The following is a 16,493-nucleotide window of genomic DNA, read 5'->3' on the forward strand; positions in this document are numbered from 1 at the left end:
ACTAACGGTGGATAAGTACAACTATAGTAGCTGCCACAAATATTGGCGCTTCCAAGTTGTCTAAACGAAATTGATATGAAGGAGATGATTAGAAGCATGTTCAAAAAGAAACATAGATGGACAAAAATAACCTCTATTTTAGGACTATTAGCAATACTTATTGCGGCTGGATGTGGATCCGGTGGGGACAATGAGGGCAATGCAGGTAATAACGATGAGAGTACTGACAGTGAAGAAACAAACTATAGTGAGGCAGTAGATTATACAATTACCGGTATTGAGCCAGGAGCAGGAATATCTGTTACAACTGAGAAAGCAATTAAAGCGTATGATTCGTTAAATGGATGGGAAGTAACCTTATCTTCCACTGCAGCAATGGCCTCAGAACTGGATAAAGCAATTAAAGATAAAGAGCCAATCATTATCACTGGCTGGAATCCACATTGGACATTTGCCAAATACCCAGATATGAAGTATTTGGATGATCCAAAGGGTATATATGGTGAAGATGAAGTAATTAAGACGATTGTCAGACAGGGCTTAAAAGAGGAAAAGCCAAACGCTTACAAATTGGTTGACCAATTTAAGTGGGATGTAAAAGACATGGAAAGTATTATGTATGAATCTCAAGAAACTGGTGACGACATTGAAACAGTAGCTAAACGCTGGGTAGAAGATAACCAAGATAAGGTTAGCGAATGGACAAAGGGTGTAGAAGAAGTTGATGGAAAAGAGTTTGAATTTGTATCAACCCCTTGGGACTCCGAACGTTCTTCAGCGTTTGTGATGAAAGCTGTAATGGAAAAATTGGGTTATGAAGTTACGGTTACACCAGTAGATGTTGCAGTAGTATTTGAATCTATTGCAAATGGTGACGGTGATGCATCACTTGCAGCTTGGATGCCAGTAACACATAAGGATTTTTATGACAAGTACTCGGATCAATTTGAAGATCTTGGAGCAAATCTTGAAGGCGCTAAAATAGGCTTAGTTGTTCCATCATACATGGATATCGAGTCAATAAAAGATCTGAAACCTGCAGAATAATAGAAGAAAATTAAAGGCTGATGCATTTACTGTATCAGCCTTTGTCGTTGAATAGATAGAGAGAAGTTTTACTCAAGGGAGATGCTACAAGCTATGAATAAAAGGCTATTAAATAAATTCAAAATAACAATAGGATTTTTAATGATTATTGTTGTGATTGCCGGTTGTAGTGTAAGTGGAGAAGGGGATAAGTCAGGATCATCAAATTATGATGGTGAAAAAAATTACAGTGTAGAAGTAGATTATACGATAACAGGAAATGAGCCGGGAGCAGGAATTACGGTTACAACAGAAAAAGTTATGGAAAGCTATAAAAATTTAGATGGCTGGACACTTAAGCAATCATCAACTGCGGCAATGATGTCAAAACTTGATGACGCTGTCAGTAAAGAAGAACCAATTATTGTAACTGGTTGGAATCCACATTGGATGTTTGCTAAATATGATAATTTGAAGTATTTAGATGACCCTAAAAAAGTGTATGGCGTACAGAAGTCATAAAAACACTCACACGAAATGGATTGAAAGAAGATAAACCTAATGCATATAAATTGTTTAATCAATTTAAATGGGAAGTGGAAGATATGGAAGGTATTATGCTGGAGTCCCAAGAAAGTGGAAAGGATATTGGGTATGGTAGCTGGAGAGTGGGTGAAGGATAATCCGGATGCTGTTGCAGAGTGGACAAAAGGGGTAGAAGAAGTTGATGGTGTCGAAGTCGAATTGGTTAGTACACAATGGGATTCGGAACTATCTTCTACACATGCAGTTGCTGAAGTAATGAAGCAAAAAGGATACGATATTACAATCAGTTGATTTGGCAGTGATGTACAAGGCGGTAGCAAATGGTGATGGTGATTCAACTGTTGCTGTATGGATGCCTATTACTACAAAAAAATTCTATGATAAATATGAAGGTGAATTTGAAGATTTAGGTCCAAATCTTGAAGAGGCAAAAATAATTGGACTTGTAGTTCCAGAGTATATGGATATAATTCAATAGAAGATTTTAAATCTACCAAATAATAGCAAGAGGCTATCATAGTTTGATAGCCTCTTGTCGTCATTTAGCATACAATTATTAGAGGAGGATTGCTGAACCTCAAAACAAGTCATGTCAAGCTTCGATTCGATGAGCATGACTTGCTAGTGTCGAAGAAACCTTAGGGTGATGTGATTACATCGACCTACGCTTAGCACCCCTCGTTTTGGTCTTACTCTTTTTTAAGCTTCGTTTCTAGATCTTTTAAGCTTGATTCAATTTGTTCTAAATATTCATGGATATTCTCCTGATGTGGTTCAACCGTTCCTTTCCACTCCTGAACAGAACTTTTCATTTCTTGCGTCAGTTCTTTGATAAGAGCGGCACCTTCTTTTGAGGTTTCTGAAATTTGTTTTTTTAGACGCAACCCATCAAGTTTGATATTTTCAAGCATACTTTTCCATTCTAGACCTTGTTCTTTTGCACGATAGCGAAGATCTCTTCCTGATGAAGGTGTACTCAGTAAAGTTGCGGCAGCACTCACAGTCCCGCCAACCATAATTCCTAGAAATAGTGATTTTCCGTTTGCCATAGAGAATACGCTCCTTTCAACACTTGGTATATCTTTTCCTTTTTTAAGGTTAGTATGAAACATGTTTTTTAAATATGTGTAACAGTTCTTTTTAGCAGATAAGAAAGTATAAATACTTTCTTACTGCATAAGTGCAACTAAGTCTTGGCGATAAGCCAAGTTTTTCTAAGAAAATCCTCTGACAAGATGTGCCAGAGGATTACACTCATTGTCAATTATATAAACTTACATTTATTATACCAAATAATAGGCAAAATAAAAAGTATTAATTTTCAGATTTATTAAAAAGAGGGAATTAGACTTCTTCACTAATTTCTTTTGCTATTTGCCGCAAATCTTCTGAAGTGTAGTCCTTTTCATGTGTTACCCATTTTGATGAGAATCCGTCATTGTCACCATAGCGCGGTATGATGTGAATATGTAAATGGAACACTGATTGATCTGCCGGCTTTTCATTGTTATTTAAAAGGTTCATTCCGATCGGCTGATACGCTTTTTTAATTGCGTTTGCAATTGTAGGAACTCTGGCAAAGAGAGAACTTGCTACCTCTGGTGGTGTTTCATAAATGTTCTTGGTATGTGTCTTTGGTATTACTAGCGTATGTCCTTTAGTTACCTGGCTAATGTCGAGAAATGCATAGACATAATCATCTTCATATACTTTTGCAGATGGGATATCCCCATTTAAAATTTTACAGAAAATACAATCTTCATGTGACATACAAATCACTCCTAGTCATTTTCCTTTATTGTATATAGGAATAGGGTGTAATGTAAAGCTATTGCAATTAAATAAACAGGTCAGGCCCAAGCTAATGGACCTGCCTGCTTTAAGAAGTATGAGGATGCTATACACTCTAACGTTGGGGACTTTGTAATTAATGTTAAATCGCATGTTGCTACTTAACGTGATTACAAAAAACCTTTTTGTCAGCATCTCAAGTTATTGAGAGGACCTGGCAAAAGGGTTTATTTCATTAGATTGTCGATCACAGACACCTCATTTGTGTTTAATACGGAATTTTATGATTGTTGTCAATCACAGAATTACCTTTCACAAACACCTCATTTGTGTGCAATACGAAATTTTATGATGTGTTAGATCCTCATGACTTCATTTGTTAGTTTGGACGGATTAAGGGATTTTATACACAACTTTTTGTCGAATCCTGATGAATAGTTTGTTTTGGCTTTACCCGTTAAAAATGGTAAAATTTTAGCTAAGTGAATACTAGGAGGAAAACTCGTGGAACCTTTGTTACATATTGATAATCTGTATGGTGGTTATACTCACAAAAACGTCCTGAAAGGCATTTCTTTTAATGTTTTTCCAGGTGAAATTGTAGGGCTCATTGGCTTAAATGGTGCTGGAAAAAGTACTACAATTAAACATGTTATCGGCTTAATGCATGCAAAAAAAGGGACAGTTGCTGTTAATGGTAAAACATTTCAGGAAAACAGAACAACTTACCGGAATCAAATGGCCTATATACCAGAAATGCCGATACTGTATGATGAATTAACACTGTATGAACATTTGCAGCTTACAGCAATGGCTTATAATATACCTGAGGATGTTTTTGAAAAAAGATTGCCACCATTGTTAAAAGAATTTCGAATGGAAAAGAAGTTAAAATGGTTTCCGGTTCATTTTTCAAAGGGGATGCGGCAAAAAGTCATGATTATGTGTGCTTTCCTGATTGAACCGCCATTATATATTGTTGATGAGCCGTTTGTTGGACTGGACCCACTTGGGATTAAATCCTATTTGCAATTAATGGACAAGATGAAAGCAAATGGCTCAGGTGTTTTGATGTCGACGCATATTCTTGCAACCGCAGAGCGCTATTGTGATCGGTTTGTTATTTTGCATGATGGAGAAATTCGGGCAATTGGTACGTTGGATGAGTTAAGGCAAAAATTCAATATGCCTGAATCAACACTTGATGACTTATATGTGCAATTAACGAAGGAAGATAGCCATGTTTGATTCACATGATTTTTTCAAGAAACGGTTTGTGGCACATCTTAAAGAGACAAGCCGCTATTTACGTTATATTTTTAATGGGCATATTGCTTTTGCAATGTTATTTTTTGTTTCTGCCCTAGCCTATTATTATCAACAATGGCTGACAGAGCTTCCGGAAAACTTTCCAACAGCAATTATTATCGGTATCGTATTTGGGCTGCTTATCAGTTACAGTCCGGTGCGAACATTACTAAAAGAACCAGATTTAGTTTTTCTGATAACTGCTGAAAATAAAATGGGACCTTACTTTCGGAATGGAATTGTGTACAGCTTCATTATTCAGCTTTATCTTATCCTACTCGCGGGAGCTATGTTTGGTCCGTTATATTCTGCGACATATCCTGATCGTGCCGGCGGTGTATATTTACTAACGTTGCTCGTTGTTCTTGTTTTCAAAAGCTGGAACCTAATGGCCAATTGGTGGATGCTTAAAGTACGTGAACCTGGAATTCGCCATGTTGATTTACTCGTTCGCACCTTATTAAATATGGCTGTATTTTATTTTATTATTCAAGGTGAAATGCTATTAGCAGGGGTTACAACTTTATTATTTACGCTTGTGTTTTTATATGATTTAAATGTTTCAAGAAAACAGGCAGGTATCGTGTGGGATTTATTAGTTGAGAAAGATCGTAATCGCATGCATTCTTTTTACCGGCTGGCAAACATGTTTACGGATGTCCCGCATTTAAGAAATCAGGTTAAAAGCAGGCATTGGCTCGTAACACTCGTTAATAAGGTGCCATTTGCCAACAAGCATACATTTGATTATTTATATCGGATCACCTTTATTCGCAGTGGTGATTACCTGGGCATGTATATTCGACTCATTGTTATTGGTGGATTGTTTATTTACTATGTACCAAATATATGGATGAAATTAATCTTTGCATTGTTATTTTTATATATGAGCAGTTTTCAGATGATGACACTTTACCATCATCATCGAACAATTATGTGGCTAGATTTGTACCCAGTCGATTTGGAGATTCGCCAAAGATCTTTAGTGAAATTGCTTTTTCAATTAACAATTATTCAAACTGTCATTTTCAGTCTATTATTTTTAGGGATGGGTGAATTTGTTGGAGTGCTGGCTTTTCTGGTTGCAGGGACACTATTTAATTATTTATTTATAAATGGTTATGTGAAAAAGAAGATGAAATAAGAAATACCCTTCACTTACTGAAGGGTATTATTATTACTTTTGATAATCAAAATAGGCTTGAATTAATGTCTTGGCTGCTACTGGTAAAGCCCGTTCTTCAATATCAAATTTTGGATGATGATGTGGGAATTCATTACCTTCCTTTTGAGCCCCTGTAAAAAAGTAAGCACCAGGTTTTTTCATTGTATAATACGCAAAGTCCTCGCCACCCATTACAGGCAGCACTTCCTCAGCAGTATGAATTTCTTCAATTTTTTCACCAGCGTTCAGGACTAGTTCAGCCTCCTTTGCATTGTTAACCAGTGGCGGGTAACCTTTTACATAATCGAATGAGTAGGAAGCGTCACTCGAAACACATACTCCTTTGATTACTTTATCCATTTCTTCGATGACTTTCTCCTGGACAGCTGTATTTAAAAACCGCACCGTACCGACAATCTTTGCTTTATCCGCAATAACATTAAACGTCGTACCTGCTTCAAATACACCGATCGTTAGCACTGCTGTTTCCAGTGGATCTAATCGTCTGCTTACGATTTGCTGAAGCTGCGTTATCAGTTGTGAACCGATTACAATGGCATCCTTCGTTTCATGTGGATATGCGCCATGACCCCCTTGACCATGGATTGTTATTGTAAAGCGGTCTGTCCCTGCCATAAATACATCTTTGGTCGTTTGCAGCACACCGAATGGAGTAGTAGCCCAAAGATGTGTTCCAAATACTGCATCAACATGATCAATTGCACCAGATTCAACAATTGGTTTAGCCCCACCTGGTGCATACTCTTCAGCATGCTGATGCAGGAAGACGATTGTTCCAGGTAGTTCCTCCTGAAAAGACTTCATTGTTTTTGCAAGTATGAGCAATGTAGCTGTATGTCCATCATGTCCACACGCATGCATCACGCCATCTACCTTTGACTTATATGGAACATCTTTTTCATCCTGGATTGGCAATGCATCAAAGTCTGCTCGTAATGCTACTGTTTTGCCAGGTTTACCACCTTTTAATGTTGCAATCACACCATTTCCGCCAACGTTCGTCTGATAGGGGATTCCTAATTTTTCATAAAAGTTCGCGATATATTGTGCTGTATTTGTTTCATAAAAAGAAAGTTCCGGATACTGATGCAAATAACGACGGATTTCTACCATCTCCGGGTAAAACGCGTCAAGTTGTTTATGTATTTCGTTTAGCAAAGTAAAAACTCCCCCTTATATTTTCTAATTATTATAACATCTTTAGGAGCAAGTTGAATAGTTTTGCTGAGAATGAGCAGAAAAAGGCGGTGGATAAGTAGAATGGGGCGGGTGAATCAACAGAAGGAGGGCGTGAATCAGCATAAGGAGAGGCTGATTCAGCAGAAGGAGAGCGTGAATCAACAGAAGGAGAGCTCGAATCGCCAGAAGGATGGTGGAATCAACATAAGAACGCGATTCACAACCGGCTACGTGTAATATAAAAAGGTTGCCTCAAATGTGAGACAACCTTACTAGATTATGATGAAAATATTGGATCCTTCAATAATCGTTCTACTTCTTCTTTGTGATGTGTTTCATCAGCTATCATGTCATCTAGTTTGACAACGAGCTCTGTATAGCCTAATTCGTCTGCTTGTTTTTTACGTTCTTCATAGCGTTCAATCGTATCTTTTTCTGAATTAAGTGTTGCCTCTAATAAGTCTTTTACTTCAGTAGGCTGCGGAATATCTGCTGATTTCGTTGTTGGTGTACCGCCTAGAGTACTGATCTTTTCTGATAAGTATAGTGCGTGACCCATTTCATCGGTGATTTCCGCTTCGAAAAATGGTTTTAATGCAGAACAATACAACCCGGAAACAACCGAAGCACTATACGTATATTGGATGGCTGCTCCATATTCATTTGCCAAGTCTTCATTTAGGCCATCAATCAAGTTTTGTAATTCTTTATTCATAGCATATCGCAACCTTTCATATGATTTTTTTATCTATATAAATACTTTTCCCTGCTCCGTTTTTTTAAAACATTAAATGGGGTATTATAGTGTTAGGAGGTATGGACGTGTTGAACAAACGAAATTATATTATATTATTTTTATTTACTATCGTGCTAATAACAATAGGTTTTTGGATTTGGCGAATCGTTAGTGGACAATTCCTTTATACTGATCGCTGGACCCGTGAACTTGTTGAGAATCTTGCTGATACTAATGTTTATACATTTTTTCGGTGGACAACTGAACTGGGATCGGAAGAGTTTTTAGTACCATTTACTATTATTTTTACATTCGTATTATGGTGGGCGTTTCGGGATTGGCTTCCAGGCCTTGTCTTTGGACTGGGAACATTGACTAGTCATGGATTGAACATACTTATTAAGGGTCTTGTTGAGAGGGAGCGACCAAGTATCCTGGTGGCGGCAAATGCAGAGGGGTACAGTTTTCCGTCTGGGCATGCGATGATATCGATGGTCTGTTACGGTCTGCTTTCTTACTTTATTGCCAGGAACATTTCTTCTGCTAAAGCTAATATTGTGGTCCAAATTCTGTTTGCGTTGCTTATCTTTCTAATCGGGATAAGCAGGTATATAATAAATGTACATTATTTAACGGATGTTCTTGCCGGGTTTATTTTTGGATTTATTTTTTTAGTGGGATTAATTTATTTATATGAGCTGTTAAACAAGCACAAATCTAAGGTTCAGTCTTAAGACGGAGGCAAAAACATTCCAGAGACCATTACCTTCCGAGATATTACTTTGTAAAATAGAAGTAGGTAAAAACGGAGGGAGCTTTTGAAATGGACGCTGTTTCACACAATCAGGTTACACAGGAAAAAATTCCATTATTTAAAAACCGTAATTTTTTGTTTTTATTTATAGCAGCAATATTTTCATCACCAGGATATTTTGTTTATTTGATTGGTGCTGAATGGCTAATGTTATCGCTGAGTGACAATCGTTTTTTCTTTGGGATGCTATTCTTTGCAGCAGCGATTCCGCGTTTGTTATTGCTTGTTGTGGGGGGAATAGTTGCTGATCGATTTAATAAACGAACAATCTTGTTTTTGTCTGATATTTCACGAGCAGTTTTGATTTTGATATTGATTTTCTTGATATGGACTGATGTTGTGAATGCTTATCATTTGATTGTGCTTGCGGGACTATTCGGGATATCAGATGCATTCAGTTACCCTGCACTTAATTCCTTAACACCAACAATACTGGAAAATGATCAGTTGCAGCGCGGCAATTCGTTTATGCAAATGACGATGCAGATAAGCCCGATCCTGGGACCTGCTCTTGGTGGCAGCATGATTGCATTATTAGGGTTTGAAGGTGTGTTTTTGGTAGCATTTGGAATGCTTTTGTTTTCTTCCATTGCAGTTCTTTTTATAAAAGTATCAAAAGACGAAAGTGATTTGGAAAAAGCAACCCCTCTGCAGGATTTAGTAGAAGGCTTTCGGTATGCACGCCAAAATAACCTTATCATTTCGATCGTTAGTGTAGCAGTCTTTATTAATTTTTTCTTTTCGGGCCCATTTTCGATAGGGATGCCAATTATCGTAAAAGATGTTTTTAATGGTGATGCGGTCAGCCTTGCAATGGTTCAAACAGCGATGGGTACGGGGGCTCTGGTTGGTGCAATTTACCTGGCAGCTAAAAAACTGAAAAAACCCGGACTGGTACTAATTATAAGTCTCATTTTACTAGGTATAATTTATACAATTACAGGTATTTCAGATCATCTGTATTTAACGGTTGGAACCGTTATGATTATGGCTTTTTTAACACAGTTGATAAATATTCCGCTATTTACAATGCTTCAACAAACAACAGAAAAAAAGATGCTTGGCAGAATGATGAGTTTTCTCGTAACAGCAGCTACTGGTCTTGTCCCCATTTCATATGTGGTAACATCATTACTAATTGCTGTAAATGTTGATATTCGGACAATCATCATTGTGAGTGGTACGATAATTGTTTTAATCGGAGTATACAATTTAAGAAATAAAACAATACTTAGCTATCAAATGGGGAAAGAGGTGTGATAATTGAGAGGTAATTTTTTTAGGTCTTTTATAGCAATAACACTTATTTTAGTAGGTGCAGCGCTAGTTTTGGCTAATATAGGAATTATTGATTTTAATATTAATAATGCTTGGATTTATATTTATCCAATTCTCTTTATTATATTTGGTGTAAAGTGGATGCTTGATAAAATAAGGTATAATGGAGGAAGCTGGGTATTTGGATCATTTTTCTTTATTTTTGGTTCATTGTTACTGCTTGACCGCTTTGAATTGATTGAATTTACCTTTAATGATGTTTATAAACTGTGGCCACTGCTGATTGTTTATATAGGATTTTCTTTTATTGGTAATTCGAGGAACCGAAACAAGGTCAGTAGCAAATCGGAGAAATGGGCAAAAAAAAATAAAGTGAAAGGAAGCTATGACAGCAGTTTTTTCTCAATTGGCGAACATGAGTATAATCAGCCGAACTGGAAAGTAGAGCCAATGAATCTTAAAAGTATGGCCGGAGATTTTTATCTTGATTTTTCCAAAGCATTTATTCCTGAAAAAGAAATTCCGATTACCATAAACTCATTGGCTGGCGATGTTCATATTCTGATACCTGAGAATATTGAGTTTCGGGTTGATGCAACTGTGAAGGCAGGGGAGATTGAAGTAGTTGGGAGAAAAGCGGAAGGGATAAACAGAAGTCTTATGCACGAAACGGTTGATTACAACTCAGCGGTACGAAAGTTAGATATTATGATAGATTTAAAGGCCGGATCCGTTCGAGTTGTTACAGTTTGAGGGGGACGAATAAATGATGAAAAAGCTTAGCAGTATCCGTTATATGTACATTCGTTCCCACTTATATGCGGTATTTCTAACAACCGTTGTTCTATTGTCTGTATTGCTGTCGATACATGTTTTGGTTGGGCCAGAATGGTTATCGGCATTGAGTGTTTTTGTTTTTATTTTGTTATATATTTTAGTGGGGTTAATTATTTCCGTTTATGCCGGGTTTAAATCGAGTGGCGAGATAAAAGAACGCTTGGATTATTTATCTGTATTGATTACCCAATTTGCCAATGGAAACTATCAATCACGTGTTTATTTTAATGAAAGTGACGAGGTTACCAGAATAAGTAATGAAATGAATGAACTTGGCGAAAAACTGCAGAACCAGGTGAAGTCATTACGGCGAATGGCTGACGAAAAAGCCGATTTTGCCAAGTCGTCACATAAGGCTGCAGTCATTGAAGAACGGCAGCGGTTAGCTCGCGACTTACACGATGCGGTAAGTCAACAGTTATTTGCGATAACAATGATGTCTGAAGCGGCTCTGAAGCAGCTGGATATTGACGCTGATGTAGCAAGGACACAACTAAGAGATGTTGCCGACAGTGCATTAAAGGCACAGACGGAAATGCGTGCACTTTTATTGCATCTGCGACCTGTTCATTTATCTGGAGACCCTTTACCAATTGGTGTGAAAAAGTTAATAGATGAATTGAAACAAAAAACGAATATGAATTTTGCGGTAGCGATTGATGAAGACATCGACTTGTCCGAAACTACGGAAGAGCATGTATTCCGTATTATCCAGGAATCATTATCTAATACGCTTCGTCATGCTGCTGCATCAGAAGCTAAAATCGAAGCTTTCATTAGATCAAACGAGCTATTTTTGCATATTAGTGATAATGGAGAAGGATTTAATGTCGAAGAAGATACGGACCGGAAAACCTCATATGGATTAAAAACGATGAAAGAGCGAAGCGAGGAACTTGGTGGAACGTTCACGATCCGTTCAATTAAAGGGGAAGGGACATACTTGGATATTCGCATACCTTGTTAATTAGGAGGAGAAATTGATGATTCGTGTTGTAGTGATAGATGATCATGAAATTGTGCGAAAAGGAATTGTTGCCTATTTGCAGACGGAAAGAGACATTGAAGTTGTTGGTCAAGCTTCCAGTGGCAATGACGGAGCAGAGTTGATTTTAAAAACAAAACCAGATGTTGTGCTGATGGACCTGATGATGGAAAATGGGTCAGGGATTGAAGCAACGAAAAGAGTGATGAAAGAGCTGCCAGGATGCAAAATTATTATTCTAACAAGCTACTATGATGATAAACAGGTGTTTCCAGCAATCGAGGCCGGCGCATTCAGTTACATCTTAAAAACTTCTTCAGCATCCGAAATTGCAGATGCAGTTAAAAAGGCTGGAGCTGGCGAGAATGTAATTGAGCCAAAAGTTGCCGGTAAAATGATGACAAGCTTCCGGACAGAGCAAAAGAAAGCACATGATGAGCTGACTGAACGAGAACTTGAAGTGTTATTGTGTATCGGTGATGGTTTAACGAATCAGGAAATCGGTGATAAACTTTTTATTGGGATTAAAACGGTGAAAACACATGTTAGTAATATACTGTCTAAGCTTGATGTTCATGACCGTACGCAAGCAGCAGTATATGTTCACAAAAATGACATAGTTAAACAAGAGGATTAGTATTATGTAATCCTCTTTTTTGATTTTTTATAATAGAGTCTTGTATAATTCTTATGTAAATAGAAAAAGGAGTGCATGACCATGGATAATACAAAATCAAATGAAACATTGTTAATGCTTGTTTGGGCTCAGGCACTTCTTGCACTATTGGGTAGCCTGTTTTTCTCCGAAGTAATGGGGTATATTCCATGCGAATTATGCTGGATACAGCGAATATTAATGTACCCGTTAGTGATTATCTATGGTGTTGCAGCTATCAAAAAAGATATAGCAGTTGCATTGCCAGGTTTGATATTGAGTGGAGTTGGCGTACTAGTTTCAATTTATCATTATTTAATTCAAAAAATGCCAGCATTGCAAGAAGCTGGTGGATCTTGTGGAGCAGTTCCATGTAATACGCAATACGTAAACTATTTTGGATTTGTTACGATTCCTTTTCTAGCTGGAATTGCGTTTATTGTGATTTTTGTTCTACATATAATAATTATCAAACAAGTTAGGAGGAAGTAATAAATGCAGAAGAAAATGCTGATTATTTTGGCTTCGATATTAGTTTTATTTATTGCACTATACTTTGTAATAGATTATAAAAATGACCAGGCTATGGGTGATAATGAAAATCCATACGGGAAAGACAACTTGCATCAGGCAACGATTGATCAGCTTGATAACCCTGATTATCAAAATCAGATTACCCCGGATAAATTGGAGGAAAAGCTGGATAACGGTGAAGATGTAACCGTGTATTTCTATGACCCAACATGTCCGCATTGTAAGCGAACTACACCAATACTTGCTCCTCTGGCAGAGGAAATGGGTGTTGATATGAAGAAATTAAATGTACTGGAATTTGAAGCTGCATGGAATAACTACAGTATCCAAAGTACTCCAACATTGGTTCACTTTGAAGATGGGAAAGAAGTAGATCGCGTAAATGGATCGCAATCAGAAGAAATATTCAGAGCGTTTTTCAATGAGTATGCAGTAGACGGAAACGAAGAAGCTAGCTAGGGTGGTTACCCCAGCTAGCTTTTTTAGCGATAATACATTTTGACCGTATAAGCACAGCTAACAAACGTGAGCTATTTTAGCCGGTGACACGCTGGAGTATCCGTGTATTTCGTCAGCTGGGTTGTACCTACTATATCCTAAAAAATAGCAAATATATATGTGTTGGATAAAACCATTTAAACCAGCTGTGTCGTTAGGGTGCCTCAATAAATGCTACCAATCAGGCTCCCACCGTTGTGTCTCGCAGCGTTCCTCTTGCGTGGTGCCCAGTATTGCTCAGTCATCTAGGTTTATCATCCGATAGCTTGTTATGAAAGGTCTGTCTGCAAAATATGCAGGTGGTTTTGTTCCGCCGTCTTTATGGGCTTTTTTAAATTGGTCTGAGTTTTTCCAGTTTTCAAAGTCATCCTCTGATGCCCATTGCGTTAGGACAACATAAGTATTGCCTTTTTTCGGCTTAAGCAAGCGAAATGCTTGGAAACCAGGCATTGATTCCACATTCTGCTGCCGTTGCTTGAACCGGTCTTCGAATAATGCTGTGCCTTCCTCGGTAACCGGAATATTGTTCATAACAACAAAGCCACTTTCCTGCAGGTCACCATTTTCGATTATCTTCTCGTAGGATCTCCCCGCTGAGAAAATGCTTTTACTGCTAGCTTCATAATAAACTAACGTGCTAGAGTCTCCGCTCATATAGTAAAAATTAATAGCTGGATAATCGTCTCTAAGTTTTTCCAGGAAATCGAACGTACCATTGGTCATATATGCATTCATAGTATACTCCTTTCTTTCTCACCATTTTAACATACCCTAATTTCGGCTTACATACTCAATTAAAATAATTATCAAGTAACAGTAAGTATTATTCCTTTTTTAATGGCGAATTCTGTCGTATAATATAAGGTGTGTGCAATAAATATAGAGGTGAATAAATGCGTAAATCCAAAAGCTCTATAAGAAAGAAAATGAAATGGCTGTTGCTTTCGTCCGTTTTTATTATAATTATTGCAATCATAGGATATACAGCTATTTTATTTGGTGGAAACCTTGTTGTTGATGAAGAGGATTTAGTACTGGATGCAACGACAACAATTGAAACAAGTGATGGGCAAATAATCGGCAAATTATATAATGAAAATCGAATCCCGGTTAGGCTGGAAGAAGTCCCGAACCATGTGAAAGAAGCTTTTGTAGCTGTCGAGGACAGACGCTTCTATGATCATGGGGGTGTCGACTTTCAATCGGTAGTGCGAGCGGTCTATCGTGATATTATAGCTATGGCGAAGGTGGAAGGTGCAAGTACCATCACGCAGCAATTAGCAAAGAATTTGTTTTTGCATAATGATAAAACCTGGATGCGAAAAACCAAAGAAGTGATGGCAGCTATACATCTGGAACGTAAATATTCTAAAGATAAGATCTTAGAGCTATACTTAAATGAAATTTATTTTGGACAAGGTTTATATGGCATTGAGGCTGCTTCACAAACGTTCTTTTCGAAGTCAGTCAAGGATCTTAATGTCACGGAAGGTGCGCTTTTGGCCGGACTAGCTAAAGCACCCAATGGCTATTCGCCAGTTGATCACCCAGAGAAAGCAAAAGAACGAAGAAATGTTGTCTTAAAAGCGATGGATGATACAGGCAAAATTTCGACTGAGAAACGTATTAGTGCTCAAGGCAAGACATTAGGACTGGAAATGAAAAAAAAGAAACTAAATCCTTGGACTGATAGTTATATTGATTTAGTTTTGCAGGAAGCTAAAGAGGAATATAAATTGTCGAATAAGGAGTTAAAACGCGGCGGATATCGAATTGTTGTAAATATGAACGAAAAGGCTCAACAAATTGCCTATCGAAAATTTAAAAATGGGGACTATTTCCCAGGAAATACGAAAGGTGTTCAAGGCGCTTTCGTCATGATGGAACAGGATTCGGGGGAAATCGTTGCTGCTATTGGTGGCAGGGATTACCAATTAGGCAATTTGAATCGTGTGACTGTCACCCGGCAGCCTGGTTCCACGATGAAACCAATTGCAGTATATGGACCAGCTATGATGCAGGAAGCATATCAGCCATATACACTAATACGTGATCAAAAAGTGGAAATTAATGGATATACTGCTACGAACTATGACGATAATTATGAGGGTGCTGTATCAATTTTCGAAGCTTTAGTGGAATCGAAAAATGCTTCAGCAGTTTGGCTTTTGAATGAATTGGGTGTCCAGAATGCCAAAGACTACTTAACTAAAATGAATATTTCAATTCCTGATGAAGGTCTTGCTATTGCACTTGGTGGGTTGTCAGAAGGCTTAACTCCGTTGAAAATGGCTGAAAGTTACAGGACGTTCGCCAGTGATGGGAAAACTATTGATTCATTTGCAATTGATCGAATCTATGACAAACAAAATGAACTTATTTATGAAGGAAAGGCAACTACTGCCGAAGTATTCAGCCCACAGGTTGCCTGGAATATGACATCGATATTAACGGAAGCAGTTAATGAGGGGACAGCAAGTGCTGGTGAATATTCAAAGGCATTAGCTGGAAAAACCGGTTCAACCCAGCACCCGCATGTTGCTAATAAAGTGAAGGATGCGTGGTTTGTGGGATATACCCCACAATATGTAAGTGCACTTTGGATGGGGTATGATACATCGGATAAAGAGCACTATTTAACCGGTGGAAGTGAATTCCCGACAAAGCTTACGAAAGAAATACTTTCTGAGTTGGATAAACAGCAATCACTCACCACTGCTTTTGAAAAGCCTGACAATGTTAAGGATTTACCAAAGCCGATTGAATTACCTGAAAAAGTGGTATTGAATGGGGACTATTCCATTGGTGGATTTTCATTATTTAAAGGAAAGCTGCAGTGGACCCCGGCTAAAGACAAGCGGGTTGTTTATCATGTTTATCGGGAAAAAGAAGGCGTTGATGAACGAATTGCGAAAGTTGAAGGGAGCAAATTTACTGTCGATAATATAAGTATTTTTAAAGCCACCAGCTATTATGTCGTTCCGTATGATCCTTTAACAAAACTGGAAGGGCAAAAATCAAACACCATCACGTTGTCGATATAATTTAGACAAATTGGTGACAATCCCTGTAGTTTGCTATACAGTTGGATGGGAAAAAGCTATAGTAAATAGTAGGTAG

Annotated in this window: 21 protein-coding genes; 16 read left to right on the forward strand and 5 right to left on the reverse strand. The window is 37.7% G+C overall.

Annotated features, from left to right (window positions below; translation table 11 throughout):
- Positions 1-75: 75 nt before the first annotated feature.
- The 5 genes from ACTWQM_RS05875 to ACTWQM_RS05895 all read left to right on the forward strand — a co-directional run bounded on the left by ACTWQM_RS05875 (position 76) and on the right by ACTWQM_RS05895 (position 2,050).
- On the forward strand, positions 76-1,047 hold the full coding sequence (locus ACTWQM_RS05875) for a glycine betaine ABC transporter substrate-binding protein (protein ID WP_443257254.1): 972 nt from the start codon (positions 76-78) through the stop codon (positions 1,045-1,047).
- A gap of 93 nt (positions 1,048-1,140) precedes the next feature.
- The gene (locus ACTWQM_RS05880; RefSeq protein ID WP_443257255.1) at positions 1,141-1,548 is read left to right on the forward strand and encodes a glycine betaine ABC transporter substrate-binding protein; all 408 of its coding nucleotides are present in this window, start codon (positions 1,141-1,143) and stop codon (positions 1,546-1,548) included.
- Between the two features lie 50 nt (positions 1,549-1,598).
- Complete coding sequence (locus tag ACTWQM_RS05885) at positions 1,599-1,709, forward strand: hypothetical protein (RefSeq protein WP_443257478.1); 111 nt, start codon at positions 1,599-1,601, stop codon at positions 1,707-1,709.
- Positions 1,663-1,863, forward strand: coding sequence for a hypothetical protein (locus ACTWQM_RS05890; protein WP_443257256.1), 201 nt, complete (start codon positions 1,663-1,665; stop codon positions 1,861-1,863). Before ACTWQM_RS05885 ends, ACTWQM_RS05890 begins: the two co-directional genes overlap by 47 nt.
- A 10-nt stretch (positions 1,864-1,873) precedes the next feature.
- A complete protein-coding gene (locus ACTWQM_RS05895; RefSeq protein WP_443257479.1) occupies positions 1,874-2,050 on the forward strand; it encodes a glycine betaine ABC transporter substrate-binding protein in 177 nt (58 codons plus the stop codon).
- Between the two features lie 211 nt (positions 2,051-2,261).
- Here ACTWQM_RS05895 and ACTWQM_RS05900 read toward each other — a convergent pair whose 3' ends face one another.
- Together ACTWQM_RS05900 and ACTWQM_RS05905 are read right to left on the reverse strand one after the other, a co-directional pair.
- On the reverse strand, positions 2,262-2,621 hold the full coding sequence (locus ACTWQM_RS05900; protein ID WP_443257257.1) for a YtxH domain-containing protein: 360 nt from the start codon (positions 2,619-2,621) through the stop codon (positions 2,262-2,264).
- 295 nt (positions 2,622-2,916) lie between these two features.
- Positions 2,917-3,342: an HIT family protein gene (locus ACTWQM_RS05905; RefSeq protein WP_443257258.1), complete on the reverse strand. Its 426-nt coding sequence runs from the start codon at positions 3,340-3,342 to the stop codon at positions 2,917-2,919.
- 525 nt (positions 3,343-3,867) lie between these two features.
- Between ACTWQM_RS05905 and ACTWQM_RS05910 the strand changes: the two genes are divergently transcribed.
- Positions 3,868-4,611 (forward strand): ABC transporter ATP-binding protein, encoded by a 744-nt coding sequence (locus tag ACTWQM_RS05910; protein ID WP_443257259.1) that lies wholly within the window; start codon positions 3,868-3,870, stop codon positions 4,609-4,611.
- On the forward strand, positions 4,604-5,815 hold the full coding sequence (locus ACTWQM_RS05915) for an ABC transporter permease (protein WP_443257260.1): 1,212 nt from the start codon (positions 4,604-4,606) through the stop codon (positions 5,813-5,815). The genes ACTWQM_RS05910 and ACTWQM_RS05915 overlap by 8 nt, the downstream gene beginning before the upstream one ends.
- A gap of 33 nt (positions 5,816-5,848) precedes the next feature.
- On the opposite strand, the gene ACTWQM_RS05920 is transcribed toward ACTWQM_RS05915, so the two are convergent.
- Entirely contained in the window at positions 5,849-7,015 is a 1,167-nt protein-coding gene (locus ACTWQM_RS05920) for a M20 family metallopeptidase (RefSeq protein WP_443257261.1), read from the reverse strand.
- A 111-nt stretch (positions 7,016-7,126) separates the two neighbouring features.
- On the opposite strand from ACTWQM_RS05920, the gene ACTWQM_RS05925 reads away from it, so the two are divergent.
- Positions 7,127-7,273 carry a hypothetical protein gene (locus tag ACTWQM_RS05925; protein WP_443257262.1) on the forward strand — a complete coding sequence of 49 codons (147 nt, stop codon included), beginning with the start codon at positions 7,127-7,129 and terminating at the stop codon, positions 7,271-7,273.
- Between the two features lie 40 nt (positions 7,274-7,313).
- Here ACTWQM_RS05925 and ACTWQM_RS05930 read toward each other — a convergent pair whose 3' ends face one another.
- Positions 7,314-7,751 carry a ferritin-like domain-containing protein gene (locus tag ACTWQM_RS05930; protein WP_443257263.1) on the reverse strand — a complete coding sequence of 146 codons (438 nt, stop codon included), beginning with the start codon at positions 7,749-7,751 and terminating at the stop codon, positions 7,314-7,316.
- A gap of 107 nt (positions 7,752-7,858) precedes the next feature.
- Between ACTWQM_RS05930 and ACTWQM_RS05935 the strand changes: the two genes are divergently transcribed.
- The 7 genes from ACTWQM_RS05935 (at position 7,859) to ACTWQM_RS05965 (ending at position 13,334) form a co-directional block, all read left to right on the forward strand.
- A complete protein-coding gene (locus ACTWQM_RS05935) occupies positions 7,859-8,506 on the forward strand; it encodes a phosphatase PAP2 family protein (protein ID WP_443257264.1) in 648 nt (215 codons plus the stop codon).
- 89 nt (positions 8,507-8,595) lie between these two features.
- Positions 8,596-9,846: an MFS transporter gene (locus ACTWQM_RS05940; RefSeq protein WP_443257265.1), complete on the forward strand. Its 1,251-nt coding sequence runs from the start codon at positions 8,596-8,598 to the stop codon at positions 9,844-9,846.
- A 3-nt stretch (positions 9,847-9,849) separates the two neighbouring features.
- Positions 9,850-10,617: a cell wall-active antibiotics response protein LiaF gene (gene liaF / locus ACTWQM_RS05945; RefSeq protein ID WP_443257266.1), complete on the forward strand. Its 768-nt coding sequence runs from the start codon at positions 9,850-9,852 to the stop codon at positions 10,615-10,617.
- A gap of 13 nt (positions 10,618-10,630) precedes the next feature.
- The gene (locus ACTWQM_RS05950; protein ID WP_443257267.1) at positions 10,631-11,668 is read left to right on the forward strand and encodes a histidine kinase; all 1,038 of its coding nucleotides are present in this window, start codon (positions 10,631-10,633) and stop codon (positions 11,666-11,668) included.
- 16 nt (positions 11,669-11,684) lie between these two features.
- On the forward strand, positions 11,685-12,323 hold the full coding sequence (locus tag ACTWQM_RS05955) for a response regulator transcription factor (RefSeq protein ID WP_443257268.1): 639 nt from the start codon (positions 11,685-11,687) through the stop codon (positions 12,321-12,323).
- Positions 12,324-12,404: 81 nt separating this feature from the next.
- Entirely contained in the window at positions 12,405-12,833 is a 429-nt protein-coding gene (locus ACTWQM_RS05960; protein ID WP_443257269.1) for a disulfide oxidoreductase, read from the forward strand.
- 3 nt (positions 12,834-12,836) lie between these two features.
- Positions 12,837-13,334: a thioredoxin family protein gene (locus ACTWQM_RS05965; protein ID WP_443257270.1), complete on the forward strand. Its 498-nt coding sequence runs from the start codon at positions 12,837-12,839 to the stop codon at positions 13,332-13,334.
- A gap of 276 nt (positions 13,335-13,610) precedes the next feature.
- Here ACTWQM_RS05965 and ACTWQM_RS05970 read toward each other — a convergent pair whose 3' ends face one another.
- The gene (locus ACTWQM_RS05970) at positions 13,611-14,108 is read right to left on the reverse strand and encodes an antibiotic biosynthesis monooxygenase family protein (protein WP_443257271.1); all 498 of its coding nucleotides are present in this window, start codon (positions 14,106-14,108) and stop codon (positions 13,611-13,613) included.
- A 158-nt stretch (positions 14,109-14,266) separates the two neighbouring features.
- Here ACTWQM_RS05970 and ACTWQM_RS05975 point away from each other — a divergent pair, with 158 nt between their 5' ends.
- Positions 14,267-16,417, forward strand: coding sequence for a transglycosylase domain-containing protein (locus ACTWQM_RS05975; protein WP_443257272.1), 2,151 nt, complete (start codon positions 14,267-14,269; stop codon positions 16,415-16,417).
- Positions 16,418-16,493 lie beyond the last annotated feature (76 nt).

The organism is Virgibacillus sp. L01 (assembly GCF_052246775.1).
Classification (GTDB): domain Bacteria; phylum Bacillota; class Bacilli; order Bacillales; family Amphibacillaceae; genus Lentibacillus.

Coding starts and splice junctions, on each gene's coding strand:
- ACTWQM_RS05955 (WP_443257268.1), top strand. CDS start 11,685: ATGATTCGTGTTGTAGTGATAGATGATCATGAAATTGTGCGAAAAGGA.
- ACTWQM_RS05965 (WP_443257270.1), top strand. CDS start 12,837: ATGCAGAAGAAAATGCTGATTATTTTGGCTTCGATATTAGTTTTATTT.
- ACTWQM_RS05915 (WP_443257260.1), top strand. CDS start 4,604: ATGTTTGATTCACATGATTTTTTCAAGAAACGGTTTGTGGCACATCTT.
- ACTWQM_RS05930 (WP_443257263.1), bottom strand. CDS start 7,751: ATGAATAAAGAATTACAAAACTTGATTGATGGCCTAAATGAAGACTTG.
- ACTWQM_RS05900 (WP_443257257.1), bottom strand. CDS start 2,621: ATGGCAAACGGAAAATCACTATTTCTAGGAATTATGGTTGGCGGGACT.
- ACTWQM_RS05950 (WP_443257267.1), top strand. CDS start 10,631: ATGATGAAAAAGCTTAGCAGTATCCGTTATATGTACATTCGTTCCCAC.
- ACTWQM_RS05895 (WP_443257479.1), top strand. CDS start 1,874: ATGTACAAGGCGGTAGCAAATGGTGATGGTGATTCAACTGTTGCTGTA.
- ACTWQM_RS05975 (WP_443257272.1), top strand. CDS start 14,267: ATGCGTAAATCCAAAAGCTCTATAAGAAAGAAAATGAAATGGCTGTTG.
- ACTWQM_RS05905 (WP_443257258.1), bottom strand. CDS start 3,342: ATGTCACATGAAGATTGTATTTTCTGTAAAATTTTAAATGGGGATATC.
- ACTWQM_RS05960 (WP_443257269.1), top strand. CDS start 12,405: ATGGATAATACAAAATCAAATGAAACATTGTTAATGCTTGTTTGGGCT.
- ACTWQM_RS05940 (WP_443257265.1), top strand. CDS start 8,596: ATGGACGCTGTTTCACACAATCAGGTTACACAGGAAAAAATTCCATTA.
- ACTWQM_RS05880 (WP_443257255.1), top strand. CDS start 1,141: ATGAATAAAAGGCTATTAAATAAATTCAAAATAACAATAGGATTTTTA.
- ACTWQM_RS05970 (WP_443257271.1), bottom strand. CDS start 14,108: ATGAATGCATATATGACCAATGGTACGTTCGATTTCCTGGAAAAACTT.
- ACTWQM_RS05875 (WP_443257254.1), top strand. CDS start 76: ATGAAGGAGATGATTAGAAGCATGTTCAAAAAGAAACATAGATGGACA.